This is a genomic window from Cellulomonas humilata (assembly GCF_030814415.1).
Lineage (GTDB): Bacteria > Actinomycetota > Actinomycetes > Actinomycetales > Cellulomonadaceae > Cellulomonas > Cellulomonas humilata_A.
Map to the genome: position 1 here is coordinate 763,825 of NZ_JAUSVB010000002.1, position 19,801 is coordinate 783,625.

At 71.3% G+C, this 19,801-nt stretch carries 17 protein-coding genes; 4 read left to right on the forward strand and 13 right to left on the reverse strand.

Features of this window, described 5'->3' with window-relative positions; genetic code table 11:
* Nucleotides 1-28: 28 nt before the first annotated feature.
* The 7 genes from J2X26_RS09510 to J2X26_RS09540 all read right to left on the reverse strand — a co-directional run bounded on the left by J2X26_RS09510 (nt 29) and on the right by J2X26_RS09540 (nt 9,940).
* Nucleotides 29-637, reverse strand: a complete 609-nt coding sequence (locus tag J2X26_RS09510) for a histone deacetylase (protein ID WP_307491724.1) — start codon at nt 635-637, stop codon at nt 29-31.
* Entirely contained in the window at nt 634-2,169 is a 1,536-nt protein-coding gene (locus J2X26_RS09515) for a peptide ligase PGM1-related protein (RefSeq protein WP_307491725.1), read from the reverse strand. Before J2X26_RS09515 ends, J2X26_RS09510 begins: the two co-directional genes overlap by 4 nt.
* On the reverse strand, nt 2,166-3,293 hold the full coding sequence (locus J2X26_RS09520; RefSeq protein ID WP_307491727.1) for an adenylate/guanylate cyclase domain-containing protein: 1,128 nt from the start codon (nt 3,291-3,293) through the stop codon (nt 2,166-2,168). The genes J2X26_RS09515 and J2X26_RS09520 overlap by 4 nt, the downstream gene beginning before the upstream one ends.
* Complete coding sequence (locus tag J2X26_RS09525) at nt 3,286-3,672, reverse strand: response regulator (protein WP_307491729.1); 387 nt, start codon at nt 3,670-3,672, stop codon at nt 3,286-3,288. The genes J2X26_RS09520 and J2X26_RS09525 overlap by 8 nt, the downstream gene beginning before the upstream one ends.
* A complete protein-coding gene (locus J2X26_RS09530; RefSeq protein WP_307491731.1) occupies nt 3,669-6,032 on the reverse strand; it encodes a hybrid sensor histidine kinase/response regulator in 2,364 nt (787 codons plus the stop codon). The genes J2X26_RS09525 and J2X26_RS09530 overlap by 4 nt, the downstream gene beginning before the upstream one ends.
* 141 nt (nt 6,033-6,173) lie before the next feature.
* A complete protein-coding gene (glnA, locus tag J2X26_RS09535) occupies nt 6,174-7,598 on the reverse strand; it encodes a type I glutamate--ammonia ligase (RefSeq protein ID WP_307491733.1) in 1,425 nt (474 codons plus the stop codon).
* Between the two features lie 167 nt (nt 7,599-7,765).
* Nucleotides 7,766-9,940: a glutamine synthetase III family protein gene (locus tag J2X26_RS09540; RefSeq protein WP_307491735.1), complete on the reverse strand. Its 2,175-nt coding sequence runs from the start codon at nt 9,938-9,940 to the stop codon at nt 7,766-7,768.
* Between the two features lie 134 nt (nt 9,941-10,074).
* On the opposite strand from J2X26_RS09540, the gene J2X26_RS09545 reads away from it, so the two are divergent.
* On the forward strand, nt 10,075-10,575 hold the full coding sequence (locus tag J2X26_RS09545) for an RDD family protein (RefSeq protein ID WP_307491737.1): 501 nt from the start codon (nt 10,075-10,077) through the stop codon (nt 10,573-10,575).
* Nucleotides 10,576-10,579: 4 nt separating this feature from the next.
* Here J2X26_RS09545 and J2X26_RS09550 read toward each other — a convergent pair whose 3' ends face one another.
* The 5 genes from J2X26_RS09550 to J2X26_RS09570 are packed head-to-tail and all read right to left on the reverse strand — an operon-like array spanning nt 10,580 to nt 14,165.
* The gene (locus tag J2X26_RS09550; protein ID WP_307491739.1) at nt 10,580-11,173 is read right to left on the reverse strand and encodes a class I SAM-dependent methyltransferase; all 594 of its coding nucleotides are present in this window, start codon (nt 11,171-11,173) and stop codon (nt 10,580-10,582) included.
* A gap of 7 nt (nt 11,174-11,180) precedes the next feature.
* A complete protein-coding gene (locus J2X26_RS09555) occupies nt 11,181-11,897 on the reverse strand; it encodes a DUF4191 domain-containing protein (RefSeq protein WP_307491741.1) in 717 nt (238 codons plus the stop codon).
* Nucleotides 11,898-11,939: 42 nt separating this feature from the next.
* Nucleotides 11,940-12,941: a lipoyl synthase gene (gene lipA, locus J2X26_RS09560; RefSeq protein WP_307491743.1), complete on the reverse strand. Its 1,002-nt coding sequence runs from the start codon at nt 12,939-12,941 to the stop codon at nt 11,940-11,942.
* Nucleotides 12,942-12,992: 51 nt separating this feature from the next.
* Nucleotides 12,993-13,655 (reverse strand): lipoyl(octanoyl) transferase LipB, encoded by a 663-nt coding sequence (lipB, locus tag J2X26_RS09565; protein ID WP_307491745.1) that lies wholly within the window; start codon nt 13,653-13,655, stop codon nt 12,993-12,995.
* A gap of 9 nt (nt 13,656-13,664) precedes the next feature.
* A complete protein-coding gene (locus J2X26_RS09570) occupies nt 13,665-14,165 on the reverse strand; it encodes a MarR family winged helix-turn-helix transcriptional regulator (RefSeq protein ID WP_307491747.1) in 501 nt (166 codons plus the stop codon).
* A gap of 51 nt (nt 14,166-14,216) precedes the next feature.
* On the opposite strand from J2X26_RS09570, the gene J2X26_RS09575 reads away from it, so the two are divergent.
* The 3 genes from J2X26_RS09575 to J2X26_RS09585 are packed head-to-tail and all read left to right on the forward strand — an operon-like array spanning nt 14,217 to nt 18,862.
* Nucleotides 14,217-16,496 carry an MMPL family transporter gene (locus J2X26_RS09575; protein ID WP_307491749.1) on the forward strand — a complete coding sequence of 760 codons (2,280 nt, stop codon included), beginning with the start codon at nt 14,217-14,219 and terminating at the stop codon, nt 16,494-16,496.
* 5 nt (nt 16,497-16,501) lie between these two features.
* Nucleotides 16,502-17,527 (forward strand): Gfo/Idh/MocA family protein, encoded by a 1,026-nt coding sequence (locus J2X26_RS09580; RefSeq protein ID WP_307491751.1) that lies wholly within the window; start codon nt 16,502-16,504, stop codon nt 17,525-17,527.
* A 54-nt stretch (nt 17,528-17,581) separates the two neighbouring features.
* Nucleotides 17,582-18,862 (forward strand): hypothetical protein, encoded by a 1,281-nt coding sequence (locus J2X26_RS09585; RefSeq protein ID WP_307491753.1) that lies wholly within the window; start codon nt 17,582-17,584, stop codon nt 18,860-18,862.
* 2 nt (nt 18,863-18,864) lie between these two features.
* On the opposite strand, the gene J2X26_RS09590 is transcribed toward J2X26_RS09585, so the two are convergent.
* Nucleotides 18,865-19,755 (reverse strand): TIGR01777 family oxidoreductase, encoded by an 891-nt coding sequence (locus J2X26_RS09590; protein ID WP_307491755.1) that lies wholly within the window; start codon nt 19,753-19,755, stop codon nt 18,865-18,867.
* Nucleotides 19,756-19,801 lie beyond the last annotated feature (46 nt).

Consider the following 19,801-nt stretch of genomic DNA (forward strand, 5'->3'; position numbering starts at 1 on the left):
TCGATCCACGTCGAGATCCGGGCGGGCGCTACGGCGTTGCCCGCCGGGAGGGCGGCTGCGCGCCCGCGATCGTCGCCAGGTGCGACCGGATGCGCTCGCTGTCCCAGCCATGACCCTGCCGCAGCCCGGTGGCCATCGTGGACAGGTAGGCCTCGCTCGGACGGTTCAGCGGCGCCGCGTCCCACCGGTGGGCGGTCAGGGTGAGGAGCGGCATCCCGTCGAGGGTCCCGATGCGCACGACTGTCTCGTAGCGTCCGGGTCCCAGCCGATGGCGCCCGTCACGCGCCAGAGCAGGCAGGTCGAGGTCCGTCCCGGGCTCGCGGCCCATCTCCTGGGCCAGCACGTCTGCCAGCTGTCCTGGACGCAGGAGGTAGGCCATCGCCGGGACCTCGCCGGGCGCGGACGGGTCGAGAACGGCGGTCCCCCCGCCCCAGGTCGCCGACGACCCGGTGAAGTACAGGCGACCTGCGATCACGAGGGCTGCTGTGCGCTCGGGGTCGCGGCGGTCCCGGCACCCGGGGTACGTGCGGCGGCTGCCGGGCGGCCTCCCACCCCGCAGGTAGTGGCGGAAGCGGCTGGCGCTGAGGTTCGAGCCGTACGCGACGTACCAGAGCCGAGCCGTGGGTTCCGGCGTCATGCCGGAAGCTCCGCCGCACGGCCGGCCGTCGTCGCCTCGGTCAGCAGGATCTGCTCGGCGCGCCGGAAGATGTCCATCGCCTCGTCCGGGGTGCTCCCGATCGCGGTCAGCCCGACCCGGCCCAGCTCGGTCAGACAGCTGATCATGTGGAACACCACACCTGTCTCGCGGGACTGGTCGAAGTGCAGCCGGTGGCGGGCGACGGCGTCGAAGAGGTCGCCGACTCGCAGGGCACGCAATGCCGGGCTCTCCAGATGGTCCGTCGCGACCAGGTGCCGCTCGGCGCCAGTCGACGTGAGGAATCGCCCGGATGGTCCGTCATAACGACCGTCGGTGAGGAACTGCAGAGTGAGGAACGGGTGGGTAGTGCCTCCCTTGCGCAGGTTCAGCTCGATCGCGTGCGCCACCCACTCGCCCGCGTCGTCGCGCACGACGACGAAGTCGACGGCGAACCGGCCGAGGACGCCTTCCGCCGCGAGGCGCCGGCCGATGACCTCCGCAGGACCGCTGATCAGTCGCGAGTACGCAGGGTCCGCCGGGAAGGTGCAGCCGATGTAGCGCTGGCCACTGGGACCGCCGAGCAGCTGGTCGTGGGTGGACAGGAGCTCGACCTGGCCGTCGGGCAGGACCCGGAGCTGGACGCTCGGGCTGCGCAGCTCGGTGCCGGTGACCCGCTCCTCGACGATGCCGCCGTCGCGGGCGAACCGGTCCCAGTACTCGTCACGCGTGAGAGTGGGCGACTCCAGCTCGAGCACAGCGACACGCTCGGCCACCAGCTCTGGACGACCTCCGTCGACGTCACGCAGGTCGACCGTTGCATTGCCGTTGCCCGCCACCCCGTCGTTCAGCTTGACGATCATGGATGCCGTGCCGGGGTGCTCGGCGAGGATCGACGTGATGGCGTCGACGACCGCCTCCCGATCCCGGAGCCCTTCGGCGCCCAGCGGGTGCCGGACGCCCTCTTCCGCGAAGAGCCGACGGCACCCCGACTTGGTGCCGAGGGCGGACAGTCGCGGGTCCGAGCCGTACATCGGGATGCCGAGGGTGAGGGCGAGGTCCCTCTCGCGGTTGGTCGTGCTGTACGCGATCAGGTGGCAGCGCTCGCGGTTGAGGATGCCGGCCCCGATGTCCGCGAGCAGCCTCGGCCGCTCGAGCAGCTTCTCGGCGAGCGGTCGGGACGTCGAGTCGTCCACCGACACGAGCGTCAGCCGGGCACGAGCGTGGCTCGGGATCACCCCCGGCAGGAGTGCGAGGTAGTACTCGATGATGCCGTCCTTGATGGGGGTCGACGTCACGTAGGTCATCCGGAGCGCTGGTTGCCGCAGCAGGAGAAGGAGGAAGAGGAAGCGTTCCTCGAACGCCTGTGCGAGGCCCGCGCTGGCCAGGGAGTCGACCGCCACCGAGGGCACGATCACGACCGACTCGTCGTCATTATCGAGGCGCATCGTGTCCCAGACGGACCGCATCCGCTGCTGGAGCCCGACGAACCGCTCCCACCGCGCTGCGTCGTCGAGCTCGTCCAACGTCGTCATGGCTGGCTCATCTCGGGACTCCCGATCACGTAGGTGCTCACGGGTCGGCTGAACCCGCGCAGCTCGAGTGCACCGACCGGATGCCCGGCGACGCGTTCCTCGACCGCCGCGAAGACGCGCTCGCTGACCAAGACCTGGCCAGGGCCGGCCGTGGCGCAGAGCCGCGCCGCGAGGTTGGTGACGCTTCCGATGGCGGCATAGTCCGAGCGGCCCTCGAAGCCGATCCGTCCGAGGGTGGCGAAGCCCTGCGCGACGCCGACGCCGAAGCCGAGGTCGTGCCCGCGCCGCGTCCATCCCTGGGCCAGGCGAGCGACGCGGTCGCGCATCGCCATCGCCATCGCGACCGCCCGCCAGGCCGGGTCGTCGCAGGGGACCGGGTCGTTGAAGAAGACCATGAGACCGTCACCGGTGAATCGCTCGAGGGTCCCCTCGTACTCGACGATCAGCTCGCCGAGCTCGCGGTGGTACTCGCCCAGGACCTGCATCACCTCCTCCGGCTCGGACTGCTCGGCGAACGGCGTGAACCCGCGGAGGTCGCAGAACACGACGACGATCTCCCGGCGGTGGCTGTCGAGCAGCGACTCGTCCCCGGAGTCGATCACGAGGTCCGCGAGCTGCGGCGGCAGGAAACGACGGAGCCGCTGGAGCCGTTGCAGCTCATCCACCTGCGTGCGGACGCGCGTCTCGAGCTCGCGGTTCCACTCCGCGAGCTCGCTGGCCTGCCGCGCGATCGTGTCCTGGTACCGCTTCACCCGAGCCAGCGACGCCACCCGTGCGACGAGCTCGCCCTGGTGGAAAGGCTTCGCGACGAAGTCGTCGGCGCCGGCCTCGATCGCGTGCAGCTTCTCCTGGTCTCCGCTCGCGGTGATCATCACCACAGGCAGGTACGCGGTGCGCGGGTCAGCCCTGACCCGGCGACAGACCTCGTACCCGTCGATGCCGGCCATCACGATGTCGAGAAGCACCAGGTCGACCACCTGGTCAGGCTTCGCCAGGAACGCCAGCGCCTCCTCGCCCGACGACGCGAGCTCGAGCCGGTAGCCGCGCGGCTCGAGGACCGCCTGGAGCAGCCGCAGGTTCTGCGGCAGGTCGTCGACGGCGAGGATCGTCACCTGGTCAGCCATGGGGGTGGCCGCGGACGATGAACGCGTCGACCTGGGACGGAAGGGCCCGCACGCTGATCGGTTTGGCCAGATAGCCGTCGAAGCCGTCCGCGTAGGCGCGCTCGCGGTCCTCCTCCATGGCGAAGGCCGTGACGGCGACCACCGGGACGTCGCCGATCTCGGGGTCCTGACGGATCTGGTGCAAGGCCTCGACCCCGTCGATGCCGGGGAGCTGCAGGTCCATCAGGACGAGGTCGGGGGAGCAGTCGTGCGCGAGGTGGACGCCCTCCTCGCCCGAGCGGGCCTCGACGACTTCGTAGCCGCCGACCTGCAGCACGTCTCGGATCAGCTTGAGGTTGAGCGCGTTGTCCTCGACCACGAGGATCCGGCCACCCGTCATCGCCGAGCTCCTTCCGTCGACGCGGTCCCGAGGTCGGTGGGCAGGGCGTCGGCCCGTCGCAGAGCGCTCACCAGCTCGTCACGGCCGACCGGCTTCACCAGGTACTCCGAGGCTCCCATCGCGAGGCCACGTGGCCGCTCGTCGAGGATCGAGGCGACGACGACGGGGATGTCTCGCGTGGTCGAGTCCGCCTTGAGGTGCTCGAGCACCGCCCAGCCGTCCATCCCGGGGAGCCGGATGTCCAGGACGACCGCTACGGGCAGAGTGGATCGCACGGCATCGAGTCCGGCCCGCCCGTCTCGGGCCCGGACGACGCGCACGCCGAGCCCGTCGAGGTAGGCGGCGAGCAGGTCCAGCGACGCGCGGTCGTCGTCGACCACCACGATCGCGGGGGCGTCGACACGTGGCGCGGTGGTGGTGGGCACCGCGGTGCCGGCAGGGACGGAGAAGCCGAACGTGCTGCCGGCGCCGATCTCCGTCTCCAGCCAGATCCGGCCGCCGAGGAGCGCGACGAGACGTCGGCACAGGGTGAGACCCAGACCCGTGCCCTCCTCCTTGGGCGCTCCCCGTCGCCCCTGCTGGAACGCCTCGAAGATGCGCTCTCGGTCCTCGGGCGCTATCCCGGGGCCGTCGTCTCGGACCGTGACCTCGACGTCCCGCCCGACCTGGTGCGCGCCCACCGAGACATGGCCACCGTCGGGAGTGAACTTCACCGCGTTGCTGAGGAGGTTCACGAGCACCTGCTTGAACTTCAGCTCGTCGGACTCGACCATGTCGAGCGCAGGATCGACGTCCAGGGTGATCGTGATCCCGTGGACGGTCGCACGCCCCCGGACCATCGCGATGGCATAGTCCAGCGCCGCTGGGACCGAGAACGTGGACGGCTCCAGCTCCATGCGACCGGCCTCGACCTTCGACAGGTCGAGGATCTCGTTCAGCAGCTCGAGGAGGTGCTGGCCGGAGCTGAGGATGTCCCGCAAGTACTCCTCCTGCCGCTCGTTGAGGTCGCCGAAGAGCCTCTCGAGCAGCACCTCGGAGAACCCGATCACGGCATTGAGCGGGGTCCGGAGCTCGTGCGACATGCTCGCCAGGAAGTCGGACTTGTGCTGGCTCACCACCTCCAGCTCGGCGGACTTGAGCTCGAGCTCCCGGAAGAGCCGCGCGTTCGTCACGGCCAGGGCGGACTGGCCGGCGAACGTCTCCAGGAAGTCGACCGTCGCAGGCGCGAAGGCACCAGGGGTCCGGCGTCGCACCACGAGCGCACCGATGATCCGCTCACCGCGCAGCACCGGCACGGCGAGCACGGATCGCCAGCCGTCGTCGTGCAGCACCGCGAGATGAGGGTCGAGGTCCACGTCGTCGAGGTCCGGGACGGCAATCGGGTGGCGTTCGCGTGCAGCGCGGCCGACGAGGGTCGTCTCCAGCTCGATCCGTACCTCGCGGAGTCGGGTGAGGAGCTCGGGGCTGCTGGCGTAGGCGCTGCGGACCGAGAACGAGTGGTCGTCCTCGATGTACTCCATGACGGATCCACCGTCGCAGCCCGAGAAGCGGACGGCGTTCTTGATGATCGTCGACAGCACCTCGTCCAGCACCAGGCTCGAGCTCACCAGGCCGCCGACCTCGCTGAGCGCCTCGAGCTGGTCGACACGGCGCCCGAGCTCGGCGCCGCGCGTGTCGAGGGCCGCGAGCAGGTGCACGTGGCGCACGACGACCGCCGCCTGGGCGGCGAAGGTCTCGAGCAGGGCGGACCCGCTCGCGTCGAACGGGTCGACGTCGCTCCGGAGCAACGACAACGCACCGACGACCTCGTCGTCCAGGAGCATCGGCGCTGCGATCACCGTGCGGAACCCGGCGATCTCCTGGATGTCACGGCGCCGGTACGCGGGGTCCTCCTGCGCGTCGGCGATCTGCTGGACGCTGTGATCGGTGGCCGCCCGTCCCACCATCGTGTCCCGGTCCACCCGGATCGGGTGCGCCTCGAGGTGACGCCGGAACGCATCGGTCACGCCGACCGAGGACGCGAGCGTGAAGCTGTCGCCGTCGATGAGGTACACCTGCGCGGCCTGGGCCCGGCACAAGCGGCGAGCGGAGTCCACGATCGTGTCGAGGACGGCGTCGGGGTCCATGGCCGACCGGCCGAGGGCGGTGAGGACGGCGTTCGCTGCGGTGAACTGGTCGGTGGCGTCGTCGCGCGCGCGTCGCAGACGCTCGAGCTCCGCCTCGTCCGCCGCGCCGTGCCCGGCCATCGTCGGCCGCCCTTCCCCGGGTGGTGTCGAGTCCCGGGCCGTCTTCGAGTCTCCTCGCCGGACGGTGCCGCGTCCAACATCGTGCTCGAGGGCACCGGCGTCTGGGCGGGCCATCGTGCGAGCGTCCCTGCAGGCGAGAACAGGGGATCAGTCCATGCGCCCCCCACACGTGCGGAACCCCCGCCGCCACGAGGGCGACGGGGGTGCCGTCACTGCAGGTCACCGCCTCACGGGAGCAGCCGTGAGGCGGGACGATCACACGTCGTAGTACAGCTCGAACTCGTGCGGGTGCGGGCGCAGACGGATCGGGTCGACCTCGGCGTTGCGCTTGTAGTCGATCCACGTCGAGATCAGGTCGGGCGTGAAGACGTTGCCCGCCGTGAGGAAGTCGTGGTCGGCCTCGAGGTGGTCGAGGACCTCGCCGAGGGAGCCCGGGACCTGCTGGATCTGGGCGTGCTCCTCGGGGGGCAGCTCGTACAGGTCCTTGTCCACCGGGTCCGGCGGCTCGATCCGGTTCTGGATGCCGTCGATGCCGGCCATGAGCATGGCCGCGAACGCCAGGTACGGGTTCGACGACGGGTCCGGCACGCGGAACTCGATGCGCTTGGCCTTCGGGTTCGAACCGGTGACCGGGATGCGGATGCACGCGGAGCGGTTGCGGGCCGAGTAGACCAGGTTGACGGGGGCCTCGAAGCCGGGGACCAGGCGGTGGTAGGAGTTCACCGTCGGGTTGGTGAACGCCAGCAGCGAGGGCGCGTGCTTGAGCAGGCCACCGATGTACCAGCGGGCGAGGTCGGACAGGCCGCCGTAGCCCTTCTCGTCGAAGAACAGCGGCTCGCCGTCCTTCCAGAGGGACTGGTGGACGTGCATGCCCGAGCCGTTGTCACCGAAGAGCGGCTTCGGCATGAAGGTCGCCGTCTTGCCGTTCTCGTGCGCCACGTTCTTCACGACGTACTTGAAGAGCATGACCTTGTCGCCGGAGATGGCGAGCTTGTCGAAGCGGTAGTTGATCTCCTGCTGGCCGGCGGTGCCGACCTCGTGGTGGGCGCGCTCGACACCGAGGCCGAGGGCGTCCAGCTGCAGGCTGATCTGGTCGCGGATGTCCGAGAACCCGTCGACCGGGGGCACGGGGAAGTAGCCACCCTTGTAGGGGATCTTGTGGCCGAGGTTGCCACCCTCCTCCTCGCGGCCCGTGTTCCAGGCGGCCTCGAAGGAGTCGATCGAGTAGAACGACTCGTTCTGCTTCGTGTGGAAGCGGACGTCGTCGAAGATGTAGAACTCGGCCTCGGGGGCGAAGAAGGCCGTGTCCGCGATGCCCGTCGACTTCAGGTACGCCTCGGCCTTCGCGGCGACCTGACGCGGGTCGCGGCTGTAGGGCTCGTCGGTGTACGGGTCGACGATGTGGAAGTTGATGTTCAGCGTCTTCTCGACCCGGAACGGGTCCAGGTACGCCGTGCTGATGTCGGGGATGAGCTTCATGTCCGACTCGTGGATCGCCTGGAAGCCGCGGATCGAGGACCCGTCGAACATCTGGCCCTCGGTGAAGAAGTCCAGCTCCAGCGAGTACGCGGGGACGTTGAAGTGCTGCATCGTGCCGGGCAGGTCACAGAACCGGACGTCGACGAACTTCACGTCCTCGCTCTTGATGAACGCCAGGACTTCCTCTGGCTTGCTGAACATCCGCTGCTCCTCGGTCGGTGGTACCCGTGGGGTCGGGCAAGGCGAGGTTACGAGCGCCTGGTTTCTCTGTCGTGTACCAAGTGTTTCGACAGCGTTACGGGGCCGTCCCTCGTGTAACGAATGTTGACCCTATGCCCTGGGCGTGGGTGTCGGTCATGCCCGTCTCATCACAGGATGAAGAGCATCTCCTGGTAGGTCGGCAACGGCCACAGCTCGTCGGCGACGAGCTCCTCGAGCGCATCGGCGGCCGCCCGGACGTCGGCCATCGCCGGCAGCAGCACGTCCCGGGCGTGCTCGGCCTCCGCGAGCGCCGAGTGGCCCACGTCGGCCTTGAGCGCGGCGCGCAGGGCGGACAGCCCGGCCCGGAGCGCGGTGATCGGTGCGCCGACCTCGTCGAGCGGCGCGGTGTCCGCCTCGACCCCGGCGGCCTTGAGGGCACCGATGTTCAGGGCGATCTCCGTCTGGTGCTTGACCGCGGCAGGCAGGATCGCCGTGGTCCCGATCTCCAGGGAGAGGCGGGCCTCGACCCCGATCGTGAGCGTGTACTGCTCCAGGCCGATCTCGTAGCGGCTGTGCATCTCGCGGTGGTTGAAGACGCCGTACCGCTCGAACAGCTCCATCGCGGAGTCGGTGATGAGCTCGGGCAGCGCGTCGAGCGTGGTCTTGAGGTTGGCCAGGCCTCGCTGCTCCGCCTCGATGGGCCACTCCGCGGAGTAGCCGTCGCCGTTGAACACGACGTTGCCGTGGTCCGTGATGATCTGCGTGAGCAGGTCCTGCACGGCGGTGTCGAAGTCCGTGCCGGCCGCGACCGCCGTCTCGAGCACGCCGGCCGCGTAGTCGAGCGAGTCGGCCATGATCGTGTTGATCGTCGTCATCGGACCGGCGACCGTCTGCATCGAGCCCGGTGCGCGGAACTCGAACCGGTTGCCGGTGAAGGCGAACGGGCTGGTGCGGTTGCGGTCGCCCGGGTCGGTGGGCAGCACGGGCAGGGTGTCGACGCCGATGTGCATCACGCCCTTGCCCTTGGACGACGAGGCGGCGCCCTTGGCGATCTGCTCGAACACGTCGGCCAGCTGGTCACCGAGGAAGATCGAGATGATCGCCGGGGGAGCCTCGTTGGCGCCCAGCCGGTGGTCGTTCGTGGCGGACGCGACCGAGGCCCGCAGCAGGCCGGCGTACTTGTGTACCGCGCGGATGACGGCCGCGCAGAAGACGAGGAACTGCGCGTTGTCGTGCGGGGTGTCGCCCGGCACCAGCAGCGAGCCCAGGTCGGCGTTGCCCAGCGAGAAGTTGACGTGCTTGCCGGAGCCGTTGACGCCGGCGAACGGCTTCTCGTGGAACAGGCACTCCATGCCGTGCTTCTTGGCGATCGCCTTGAACGTGGTCATCAGGAGCTGCTGGTGGTCGGCCGCGAGGTTGCCGCGCTCGAACATCGGCGCGATCTCGAACTGGCCGGGGGCCACCTCGTTGTGCCGCGTCTTGGCCGGGATGCCGAGCTTGAACAGCTCGCGCTCGGTGTCCATCATGAAGCCCAGCACGCGGTCCGGGATGGCGCCGAAGTAGTGGTCGTCGAACTCCTGACCCTTCGGCGGCTTGGTGCCGAACAGGGTGCGACCAGCGTTCAGCAGGTCCGGGCGAGCCAGGAAGAAGTGCCGGTCCACCAGGAAGTACTCCTGCTCGGGACCGCAGAACGCCACGACCTTCTGGTTCTCGTGCCCGAAGAGCGTCAGGATGCGCGCCGCGTGCTCGCCCATCGCCTGCTGCGAGCGCAGCAGCGGCGTCTTGTGGTCCAGGGCCTCACCGGTCATCGACACGAAGACGGTGGGGATGCACAGGGTGTTGCCGTTCGGGTTCTCCAGGATGTACGCCGGGCTCGTCACGTCCCAGCCGGTGTACCCGCGGGCCTCGAACGTGTTGCGCAGCCCGCCGTTCGGGAAGCTCGACGCGTCCGGCTCGCCCTGCACGAGGGTCTTGCCGGCGAACTCCGCCAGCGAGGACCCGTCGCCGACCGGCTCGAAGAAGCTGTCGTGCTTCTCGGCGGTCAGGCCGGTGAGCGGGTAGAAGACGTGCGCGTAGTGCGTCGCACCCTTCTCCAGGGCCCAGTCCTTCATCGCGGAGGCGACGGCGTCGGCGACGTCCGGGTCCAGCATGGCGCCGTGCTCGATCGTGGCGATGACGGACTTGTAGACCGACTTGGGCAGCCGCTTCTGCATGACCGTCTTGCTGAAGACGTTGAGGCCGAAGATCTCGCCGGGTGCCTCGGCACCGTTGAAGCTGATGGCGGGCGGCACGTAGGCCTCGACGTTCCAGATCGCCTCGCGACGCACGGCGTTTCCGCTCATGAAGACCCCTCAGGCAGGACTCGACGCCCCGGTGTGGTCAGCGGAGCAGGTGGGGTCACCGTACGAACGTCGTATACCGCTGGTGTTTCCGGGGCATTGCCGTCTGGCTCCGACTCGTCGCCTAACCTTTCCAGGTGGCAGACAGAGGCGACCTCAGCTCGTGGCTCGGCGGCGGACCGGCACCCGAACCCGGCAGCGGCCGAGGTGGACGGCTGGGGTTGCCGTCCGAGGGGCCGGGAGCGCTGGCGCCCCTGGGCCGGCGGGTGGCGGCGCTCGCCATCGACTGGGTGGCGTGCCTGGCGATCTCGGGTGCGTTCTTCGTGAGCGACCCGGACGCGTTCCTGCTGAGCCGCGGCAACCCGCTGGCCACCCTCGCGATCTTCGCCCTGGAGAACGTGCTCCTGGTCGGCTCGATCGGTCACACCCTCGGGCACCGGCTCGTGGGCCTGCGGGTGCGTCGCGTGTTCCCGGGGCAGAAGCGGGACGACGCAGCGTGGGCGACGATGGCGCCCGGGTTCCTCAGCGCGCTGGCCCGCACCGTCCTGCTGTGCCTCGTGGTCCCGGCGGTCGTCTGGGACTCGGACGGCCGAGGACTGCACGACCGGGTGGCCGGGACGGCGATCGTCCGCCGGTGACCGCTCAGGCGGGGGACTGCCAGACCAGGCTGTAGCGCCAGTAGAGGCGTCTGCGCCACAGCACGCCGGGCAGGATCGACCGCGCGGCCGTCCGCACGTCGCCGTAGCTGTGCTCCGGGTCCCGCACGGGTGCACCGTGCTCCCAGTGCCCGCGGGCACGGTCGGCCACCTTCGCGGCCGGGACGGCGGCCAGGCTGAGCGCCGCGTCCGTGGGCGTGGCGACGCGGGCGAGCCCGACGACGACCAGGTGACCGCCGGGGGAGACGAGCTCGCGGAGTCGCCGCAGGCCGTCGTCGAGGTCGAGGTGGTGCAACGTCGCGAAGCACGTCACGAGGTCGAACCGCTCGCCCTGCAGGACTTCGAGGACGTCGCCGGCGACGTACCGGAGCCCGTCGTCCGCCTGCGCGAGTGACCGGGCGCGCGCGACCTGGTCCGGATCGAGGTCGAGGCCGGTGACGCGCGCGACGCCGGCTGCGCGCAGCTCGCGCGTCAGCAGCCCTTCGCCGCACCCGACGTCGAGAGCGCTCGACGCGCCGCCTGCGAGCCTCAGGGCGAGCCGGTGGTAGTGCGTGTTGTGGTTCCAACGCCCGTCGCTCATCGGGCGGTCAGCGGCCGCGCATGCCCTTGCGGTCGGGGCGCGCGCGCATCGGGTCGACACCCTTCGGCACGGGGAGCCGGACGCCGCCGAGCGCGGTGAGCCGCTTGTTCACCTCGGCGACCTCCTGCTTGCTGAGCTTCGGGCGGAGCTTCTGGACGGCACGCGGCAGCTTGCGCAGCGCGACCTGACCCTCGCCGTCGCCGACCTGGATGAGCGTGATCGGCGCACCGGAGATGACGCGGGCGGTGCGCTTGCGCTCGGCCTCCAGGAGCTTGCCGATGCGCGGGGCCGGGCCCTCGCCGACGAGGACGACACCCGGGCGGCCCACGCCCCGGAACACGAGGTCCTGCGTGCGGGGGTCGACGGCGACCGGCTCCTGCGTGAACGTCCAGCCGCGGCGGATGGTCCCGAGCGCCGCGTAAGCCGCACCGGGCTGGCCCTCGATCTGTGTGTACGCGGCAGTCTCCGCGCGGCGGGCGAGGACGAACATCGCCGCGAGCAGCGCGAACGGGATGCTGAGCAGCAGGACGTAGATCAAAGCGTTGACGAGGAACCCGATGACGAGGCCCACCGCGATGATGCCGACGAACACCGCGAGGATGATCCAGGTGACCGCCGGGTCGTTCTTCCGGGTCATCTGGTACGCCTGCCACACCTGGTGGTACCAGCGGGTCTTCTTCACCTTGGGCGTCGGTGCAGCGTCGGAGGTCTTGTCGCGGGCCATGGGCCCGAAGTCTACCGACCGATCTGCCCCCTCCTGACCCCGTCAGCGGGCGAGCAGGCTCGCAGCCTCCTGGCGCGAGGTCGTCGGCTCCGCGAGGTGCGCGAGCGCCTCGGGGATCGGCCGCCCGTAGCGGCGCATCGCCTGACCCCACAGCCGGCCCGCGCGGTACGACGACCGGACCAGGGGCCCGGACATGACGCCCAGGAACCCGAGGCGCTCAGCCTCCTGCGAGAGCTCGACGAACTCCTCCGGGCGCACCCAGCGCGACACGGGGTGGTGGCGCACCGACGGGCGCAGGTACTGCGTGATCGTGATGAGGTCGCAGCCGGCCTCGCGCAGCTGGCCCAGGGCCTCGACGACCTCCTCGGTGGTCTCGCCCATGCCGAGGATGAGGTTGGACTTGGTGACCAGCCCGGCGTCGTGCGCGCGGGTGATCACCGAGAGCGACCGGTCGTAGCGGAAGCCCGGGCGGATCGTCTTGAAGATGCGGGGGACGGTCTCGAGGTTGTGGGCCAGGACCTCGGGCTGCGACGAGAAGACCTCGTCCAGGAGCTCGGGCGTCGCGTTGAAGTCCGGGATGAGCAGCTCGACGCCGGTGCCCGGATTGACCGCGTGGATCTGGCGGACGGTCTCCGCGTAGAGCCAGGCGCCCCCGTCGGGCAGGTCGTCGCGGGCCACGCCGGTGACGGTCGAGTACTTCAGGCCCATCGCCTGCACGGACGCGGCGACGCGGCGGGGCTCGTCGGCGTCGAAGTCGGCCGGCTTGCCGGTGTCGATCTGGCAGAAGTCGCAGCGCCGCGTGCACTGGTCGCCGCCGATGAGGAACGTGGCCTCGCGGTCTTCCCAGCACTCGAAGATGTTGGGGCAGCCGGCTTCCTCGCACACCGTGTTCAGGCCCTCGCGCTTCACGAGGCCCTTGAGCTCGGTGTACTCGGGGCCCATCGTCGCGCGCGTGCGGATCCACTCCGGCTTGCGCTCGATGGGGGTCTCGGCGTTGCGCGCCTCGATGCGGAGCATGCGTCGGCCATCGGCTGCGATCGTCACGCCGGTCAGACTAACCCGCCGTCGCGCCGTCGGCTGCGGGGGAGTCGCGCGTCACACCGCGACGGCGGGGTGCGCGGCGAGGATCGGGACCAGGGTGTCGACGAGGTGACCGCGGACCAGGGGCAGCACCTCGGCGATCGTCACGCGCCGACCGGTCTCCGCCGAGAGGGACGTGACGTCGGCGTCCTCGATCCCGCACGGCACGATGCGGTCGAACGCGGCCAGGTCGGGCTCACAGTTGAGCGCGAAGCCGTGCATCGTGACGCCGCGGGAGACGCGCACACCGATCGCGGCGACCTTGCGCTCCCGGCGGTCGTGGTCGGCGGCGAACCACACGCCGCTGCGACCGTCCACGCGGATCGCGGTCAGCCCCAGGTCCGCGCACGTCCGGATGAGCGCCTCCTCCAGGACGCGCACGTAGCGCACGACGTCGATGGGCGTCGCGAGCTTCACGATGGGGTAGCCGACGAGCTGACCGGGTCCGTGCCACGTGATGCGGCCTCCGCGGTCCACGTCGACGACGGGCGTGCCGTCGACGGGCCGGTCCCACGACGCGGTGCGACGGCCGGCCGTGTAGACGTCCTCGTGCTCGCACAGGAGCACGACGTCCTCCCGCGTGCCGTCTGCGACCGCCGCATGAATCTCGCGCTGCAGCTCCCACGTCGGCTCGTAGGGCAGCAGACGTGTGCCGAGGTCGAGCTCGTCGAACCGCATGCCGCCAGGCTAACCCGCGGATCCTGCGGAGAGGTCGGGGTCGTCCTCCGGCCCTCGCTCGCCGGCGACGACGACGAGCAGCCGCCGCAGCTGCTCGGCCTGCTCCGGCGTGAGCCCGCGGGTGACCATCGACGCGGCGAGCTCACGGTCCGACGCCACGAAGAAGGCCGAGCGTCCCGCGTCCGTGATCGTGATCACGTGCCGGCGCCGGTCGTCGTCGTGCGGCGCCCGCGTGACGTACCCGCTGCGCTCCATGCGGGTCAGGACGCGGCTCATCGTCTGCTCGGTGACACTGCTGGCGGTCGCGAGCTCACGTTGGGACATGGGCGAGCGCAGGAGGTGGGCGAGGACGGCGTGGCTGGCGTGGTTCAGGTCCCACGTGGCCAGGTGGGCGTTCCAGTCCCGTTCGACGCGACGCGCGGCAGAGGACAGCAGCCGACCGACCGGCCACTGAGCCGGGTCGGGGGAGGCGGGATCGAGCGCGTCGCTCGGCACGCCCTGGTGGTCCACGCTTCGCCCTTCCATTTGCTGTTTCGACGATCAGCCTCAATGATACTCAGCATGCTGAGTAATCGCCGGTCCACCGTCCTCCGCGCCGTCCTCGTCGGCGTCGCCCTGGTCGTGTGGCTCGGCATCGGGTCGGCCGGAGGGATGGCGCAGGGCAAGCTGTCGCAGGTCCAGACGAACGACGCCTCCGCGTTCCTGCCCTCGTCGGCCGAGTCCACCCAGGCCGCCGAGGAGAGCAAGGGCTTCGTCGACACCGAGACATTACCCGCGCTCGTCGTCCTCCAGCCTGCTGACGGGTCCGGCGTCACGCCCGAGCAGCTGGCCGCCGTCGAGGACTGGGCGCAGGCGGTGCCGGACATGGCGCTGCCGCCCGGCAACGACGGCACCTGGTCCGAGTACCTCGTCGGTGAGGTGGCGGTCGTGCCGTCGCAGGACGGCGAGGCGGTGCTCGTCGCCTTCTCGCTCGACGGTGCGAAGGCAGAGGATCTGCTGGCCGACGAGGAGGGCGTCACCGACTCGTTCGTGGTCGCCCTGCGTGACTCCTTGGAGACCGAGCTGGGGGCCACCGCGACCTCGGCCGGCGAGCTAGGGCTCCAGGCGTGGGTCACCGGTCCGGCCGGGTTCGTCGCCGACCTGGTGACCGCATTCGGCGGCATCGATGGCGTCCTGCTGCTGGTGGCGCTCGGCGCCGTGCTGCTGATCCTCGTGCTGGTGTACCGCTCGCCGTTCCTGCCGTTCGTCGTGATCCTCACCGCCGTGTTCGCGCTCTGCCTCGCCGGTCTCGTGATCTACAACCTGGCCGCGAACGGCACCCTCGTGCTGAACGGCCAGTCACAGGGGATCCTGTCCATCCTCGTGGTCGGGGCGTCGGTGGACTACGCGTTGCTCCTCGTCGCGCGCTACCGGGAGGAGCTCGCCCGTGTCGAGCACCCCGCGGCCGCGATGAGGCGCGCGCTGCGGGCGTGCGTCGAGCCGATCGCCGCCAGCGCCGGCACCGTCATCGCCGGCGTGCTGTGCCTCCTGCTGTCCGACCTCGGCTCCAACCGCAGCCTGGGCCCGGTCGCCGCGATCGGCATCGCGTCCGCGCTGCTCGGCGCGCTCACGCTCCTGCCCGCGCTGCTGCTGGTGTTCGGCAGGCACTCGCGCATCCTGTTCTGGCCGCGAGCGCCGCGGCCCACGCCGGTCGTCGCCACGACCGCCGAGCACGCGCACGTCGACACGGCCATCGAGCCCGACCCCGCCGACGGCCCGGGGCTGTGGCCGCGACTGGCACGGTTCGTCGGTCGCAAGGCGAGGCCCGTGTGGATCGTCACGGCCCTCGCCCTCGGCGTCGGTGCGGCGTTCCTGCCGACGCTGAACGCGTCCGGGACCAACCAGGTCGACATCTTTCTCACCGACGTGGACGCGGTGGCCGGCGAGGAGGTCCTGGTGGAGCACTTCCCGGCCGGATCCGTCCAGCCCGCGATCGTCATCGTGGACGAGGCGGACGTGGACGCCGTCACCACCGCAGCCGAGGGCGTCGACGGCGTGGAGTCGGTGACCCCTTACACCGGCGCGCCGGCAGGCGCCGGCGCGCCCACCGACGGCGCGGCGCCCATCGTGGTCAACGACCGCGTGCGTCTCGACGTCGCCACGACCGCGTCCGCCGACACGCAGGACGCCGTCGCCACCGTCGACGACCTGCGCACCGCGGTCCACGAGGTGAGCCCCACGGCGCTCGTCGGGGGTGCCTCGGCGGAGACGCTGGACACCAACCGGGCCAGCGAGCGTGACCTACGGGTCATCGTCCCCGTCGTGCTCCTCGTCATCGGCGTGATCCTGATGTTCCTGCTGCGCTCGGTGGCCGCTGCTGCGCTCCTGCTCGCCGCGAACGTCCTCTCGTTCGCCGCCGCGCTCGGTGTCTCGGCGATCGTCTTCAACCACGTCCTCGGCTTCGCCGGCGCCGATCCCGTGGTCCCGCTGTTCGCCTTCGTGTTCCTCGTCGCCCTCGGGGTGGACTACTCGATCTTCCTGATGACGCGCGTCCGCGAGGAGTCGCTGAAGGTCGGGACGCGCGCGGGCGTGGTCCGCGGGCTCGCCGTCACGGGCGGCGTGATCACGTCGGCGGGCATCGTGCTCGCCACGACCTTCGCGGCCCTCGGTGTGATCCCGCTGCTGTTCCTCGCGCAGATCGCGTTCATCGTGGCGTTCGGGGTGCTGCTCGACACGTTCGTGGTCCGCAGCCTGCTCGTCCCGGCGCTCGTGCACGACCTCGGCCGCCGCACGTGGTGGCCGAGCGCGCTGTCCCGGCACCAGGAGCACGGTCTGCACAAGGTCACGCCCGACCTAGAGTGAGCCGCATGGAGGCACTGCGGGTCGGACTGGTCGGGTACGGGGGAGCGGGCCGGGGGATCCACGCCCGGCTGCTGCGCGAGGCCGGTCAGCAGGTCACGACCGTGGTCACGCGCAGCCGGGCGGTGCAGGTCGAGGCGGACTGGCCGGGAGCACGCGTCGTCCCCGACGTCGACGGTCTGCTGGCGCACGCCGACGAGCTCGACCTCGTGGTGATCGCGAGCCCCACCGGCGAGCACGTCACGCACGTCCTGGCGGCGCTCGACGCGGGTCTGCACGTGCTCGTCGACAAGCCGCTGGCCACCACCGCGGACGACGCCGAGCTGCTGGCGGCGCGCGGCGACGGGCGGCTCACCGTGTTCCACAACCGTCGCTGGGACCCCGAGCAGCTGACCCTGCTCGGGGTGCTCGCCGGCGGACAGCTGGGCACCGTGCACCGGTTCGAGCGGCGGTGGGAGAGGTTCCGGCCCGTGCCGCAGAACCGCTGGAAGGAGAACGACCCCGACTCCGGCGGGCTCCTGCTCGACCTCGGCGCCCACCTGGTCGACTCGGCCGTCCAGCTGTTCGGACCCGTCGCGCAGGTGTACGCCGAGCTCCACGCCCGCAGCACGCCGGCCGTCGACGACGTGTTCCTCGCGCTCGTGCACGCCGGTAACGGCGTCGTGAGCCACCTGCAGGCCGGCTCCGTCGTGGGCGCCCCCGGGCCACGCACGCGGGTGCTGGGCGACGGCGGCGCGTACCTGGTGACCAGCTTCGAGGGCGAACCGACCCCGTTCGCCGCGCTCGACGACGCCTACGAGGAGACCCGTCGGCCGGGCGAGCCCGTGCACGAGGGCTGGCTGGTGCGCGGCGCGGACCGGCTGCCGGTGCCGCAGGCCGCCGGGGGGCACGGCGACGTGTACCGCGCGGTCGTGCGGTGGGTCGTCGACGGTGGCCCGCCCCCGGTCGACCCGGCCGATGCGGCCCGCACCGCCCGGGTGCTCGACGCGGCGCTGGTGTCGGCTGCCGAGCGCAGGGTGGTCCAGCTGCCCTGACGGGCCTGTGGACGACCCCCGACGGGCTCGCGCCCATCGGGCTTGGATGTCCCGATGGACAGGTTCGTCGTGCCGACCGATGTCGAGACCGCCCTCGTGGACGCCGGGTTCCACCCCGTCGAGGTCGCCGGGTCCGGGTGGCTCGCTGTCGCCCTGGACGGCTCCGACCGACGCCTCGAGCTGCACGTGGTGCCCGCCGTCGCCGACGCCGGGATGTCGGAGCGCGCCGCGCGGCTCTGCTCCGTCCGGCACGAGCACCTCCCGCAGGTGCTGGACGTCGTCGAGCTGTCGTCCGGGCGGCTCGGGCTCGTCGTCGAGCACGTCGACGGCCTCTCGCTCGCGCAGATCCGCGCTGCCCGGGCACCGCTGGCCGACGGCGAGGCTGCCACGGTGGCCATCCCCGTGGCCGGCGCCCTCGCGGCGCTGCACCACGCCGGGCTGTCCCACGGGGCCGTGAGCGAGTCGACGATCGTGGTCCGACCCGACGGCCGCCCGGTGCTGACCGACCTGCGGGGTGCCCTCTGCGGCGCCACTGACACCGAGGCGGACGTACGGCGACTGGTCGCCACCGTGCTCGGCCAGATGCCTGACGCGGACGTGCACCTGGTCTCCGACCAGGCGGACGACGGGAGCCTGCGGGCGGCCCTCGACGAGCTGCTGACGGTGCCCGGGCTCGACGCCTACCGGGTGGTCGACGCGTGCTACGACACCGCGGACCCCGAACCTGTCCGGATCCCCGACGCGGGCGCACGGGCCTCCTCGGCGCTGACGGCCTCGGCGCGCGAGGGCGATCCCGCACGCGCAGAGGTCCTCTCCCGCCGGCAGGCCCGGGAACGGCGCAGGCGACGCGCAGCACGTGTCGGCACGGGCGTGGCGGTCGCTGCGGTGGTCCTGGCGGCCGGCGTCGGAGGATGGCGCCTCCTCGATCGCCAGCCCGCCACGGCTCCCGTGGCCGACGACCCTGTGCAGGCCGCCATCGAGCTCAGCCAGGCGCGGGCCGAGGTCATCGAGACCGGCGACGTGTCCCTGCTCCGGGCGGTCGACATCGCCGACGGCCCGGCGGCCGTGGCAGACGCGCGGCTGCTCGCGGACCTGGAGGGAGCACGGGTCGACGGGCTCGCGGTCGACGTGCAGGATGCCTGGGTCGTCGAGGACGACGGCAGTCGAGGTGACACGACGGACGTCGCCGTGACGTCCGCGATGTCGGCGCACTCGCGGGTGCCTGTCGACGGCGGCTCCGCGGTCCAGGTGGCTGCCTCCGAGGCCCGTACGGTCGTGCTGGGCCTGCGCTGGACCGCCGAGGGGTGGCGGGTCTGGGACGTCGTCGAGCCGTGACGTCAGTCGGGCTGAGCGACCCACTCCGCTGCCGTGGCCAGGTCCGCGTGCACCGGCACGAACCCGCTCGCGTCCAGCACAGAGGGGATCGCGCGGATCGAGCCGAGCACCTCCGACGAGAAGTCGCCGAGAACCGCGCGCAGCGCGAACGCGGGCACCGGCACCACCGCGGGTCGGTGCATCGCCCGGGCGAGCGCAGCGATCACCTCGGCGTTGCGCGCCGGGGCGGTCACCAGGTTGACCGGACCGTGCACCGGCGCGGTGAGCAGGTGCTCGACGGCTCGGACGTGGTCGAGCAGCGTGATCCACGGCCAGAACTGCCGACCTGACCCCAGCCGGCCACCGACGCCCAGCCGGATCAGCGGCAGCAGGCGACCGAGGGCGCCACCGCCCTGGCCCAGCCCGATGCCCGTCCGCAGGTGGACCACCCGCAGCCCGGCGTCCTGCGCGGGTGCGGTCGCCGCTTCCCAGTGCCGTACGACGTTCGCGAAGAACGTGGTCCCGAGCGGCTCGTCCTCGTCCAGGACGTCCTCCCCGCGGGAGCCGTACGCACCGATCCCCGACGCCTGGAGCAGCACGTGCGGTCCGTCGTCGAGCTCGGCGAGCGTCCGGGACAGCAGGCCGGTGGTGTTCAGGCGGGACGACAGGACCTCCCGCTTGCGGGCCGTCGTGAGCGGTCTCGAGCCGGGGTTCACGCCCGCGAGGTTGATGACGGCGTCGGCACCGGCCACGGCGTGGGGGTCCAGGCGTCCTGCGTCGGGGTCCCAGGAGATCTGCGACGGGCCGCTCGCGGGACCGCGGACCAGGACGCGGACGTCGTGACCGCTGCGCCGCAGGTGGGGGACGAGAGCGGACCCGATGAAGCCGTGCGACCCGGCGATGACGACCTGCATGGCGCTCACCCTACGGTCGGCGTGCGCCGTCGGCCCGCCGGGGGCC

Bases quoted from the DNA above. Each gene is read 5' to 3' on its own strand.
- J2X26_RS09510 (WP_307491724.1), bottom strand. From the start codon at position 637: ATGACGCCGGAACCCACGGCTCGGCTCTGGTACGTCGCGTACGGCTCG.
- J2X26_RS09515 (WP_307491725.1), bottom strand. From the start codon at position 2,169: ATGACGACGTTGGACGAGCTCGACGACGCAGCGCGGTGGGAGCGGTTC.
- J2X26_RS09520 (WP_307491727.1), bottom strand. From the start codon at position 3,293: ATGGCTGACCAGGTGACGATCCTCGCCGTCGACGACCTGCCGCAGAAC.
- J2X26_RS09525 (WP_307491729.1), bottom strand. From the start codon at position 3,672: ATGACGGGTGGCCGGATCCTCGTGGTCGAGGACAACGCGCTCAACCTC.
- J2X26_RS09530 (WP_307491731.1), bottom strand. From the start codon at position 6,032: ATGGCCCGCCCAGACGCCGGTGCCCTCGAGCACGATGTTGGACGCGGC.
- glnA (WP_307491733.1), bottom strand. From the start codon at position 7,598: ATGTTCAGCAAGCCAGAGGAAGTCCTGGCGTTCATCAAGAGCGAGGAC.
- J2X26_RS09540 (WP_307491735.1), bottom strand. From the start codon at position 9,940: ATGAGCGGAAACGCCGTGCGTCGCGAGGCGATCTGGAACGTCGAGGCC.
- J2X26_RS09550 (WP_307491739.1), bottom strand. From the start codon at position 11,173: ATGAGCGACGGGCGTTGGAACCACAACACGCACTACCACCGGCTCGCC.
- J2X26_RS09555 (WP_307491741.1), bottom strand. From the start codon at position 11,897: ATGGCCCGCGACAAGACCTCCGACGCTGCACCGACGCCCAAGGTGAAG.
- lipB (WP_307491745.1), bottom strand. From the start codon at position 13,655: ATGCGGTTCGACGAGCTCGACCTCGGCACACGTCTGCTGCCCTACGAG.
- J2X26_RS09575 (WP_307491749.1), top strand. From the start codon at position 14,217: ATGCTGAGTAATCGCCGGTCCACCGTCCTCCGCGCCGTCCTCGTCGGC.
- J2X26_RS09580 (WP_307491751.1), top strand. From the start codon at position 16,502: ATGGAGGCACTGCGGGTCGGACTGGTCGGGTACGGGGGAGCGGGCCGG.
- J2X26_RS09585 (WP_307491753.1), top strand. From the start codon at position 17,582: ATGGACAGGTTCGTCGTGCCGACCGATGTCGAGACCGCCCTCGTGGAC.
- J2X26_RS09590 (WP_307491755.1), bottom strand. From the start codon at position 19,755: ATGCAGGTCGTCATCGCCGGGTCGCACGGCTTCATCGGGTCCGCTCTC.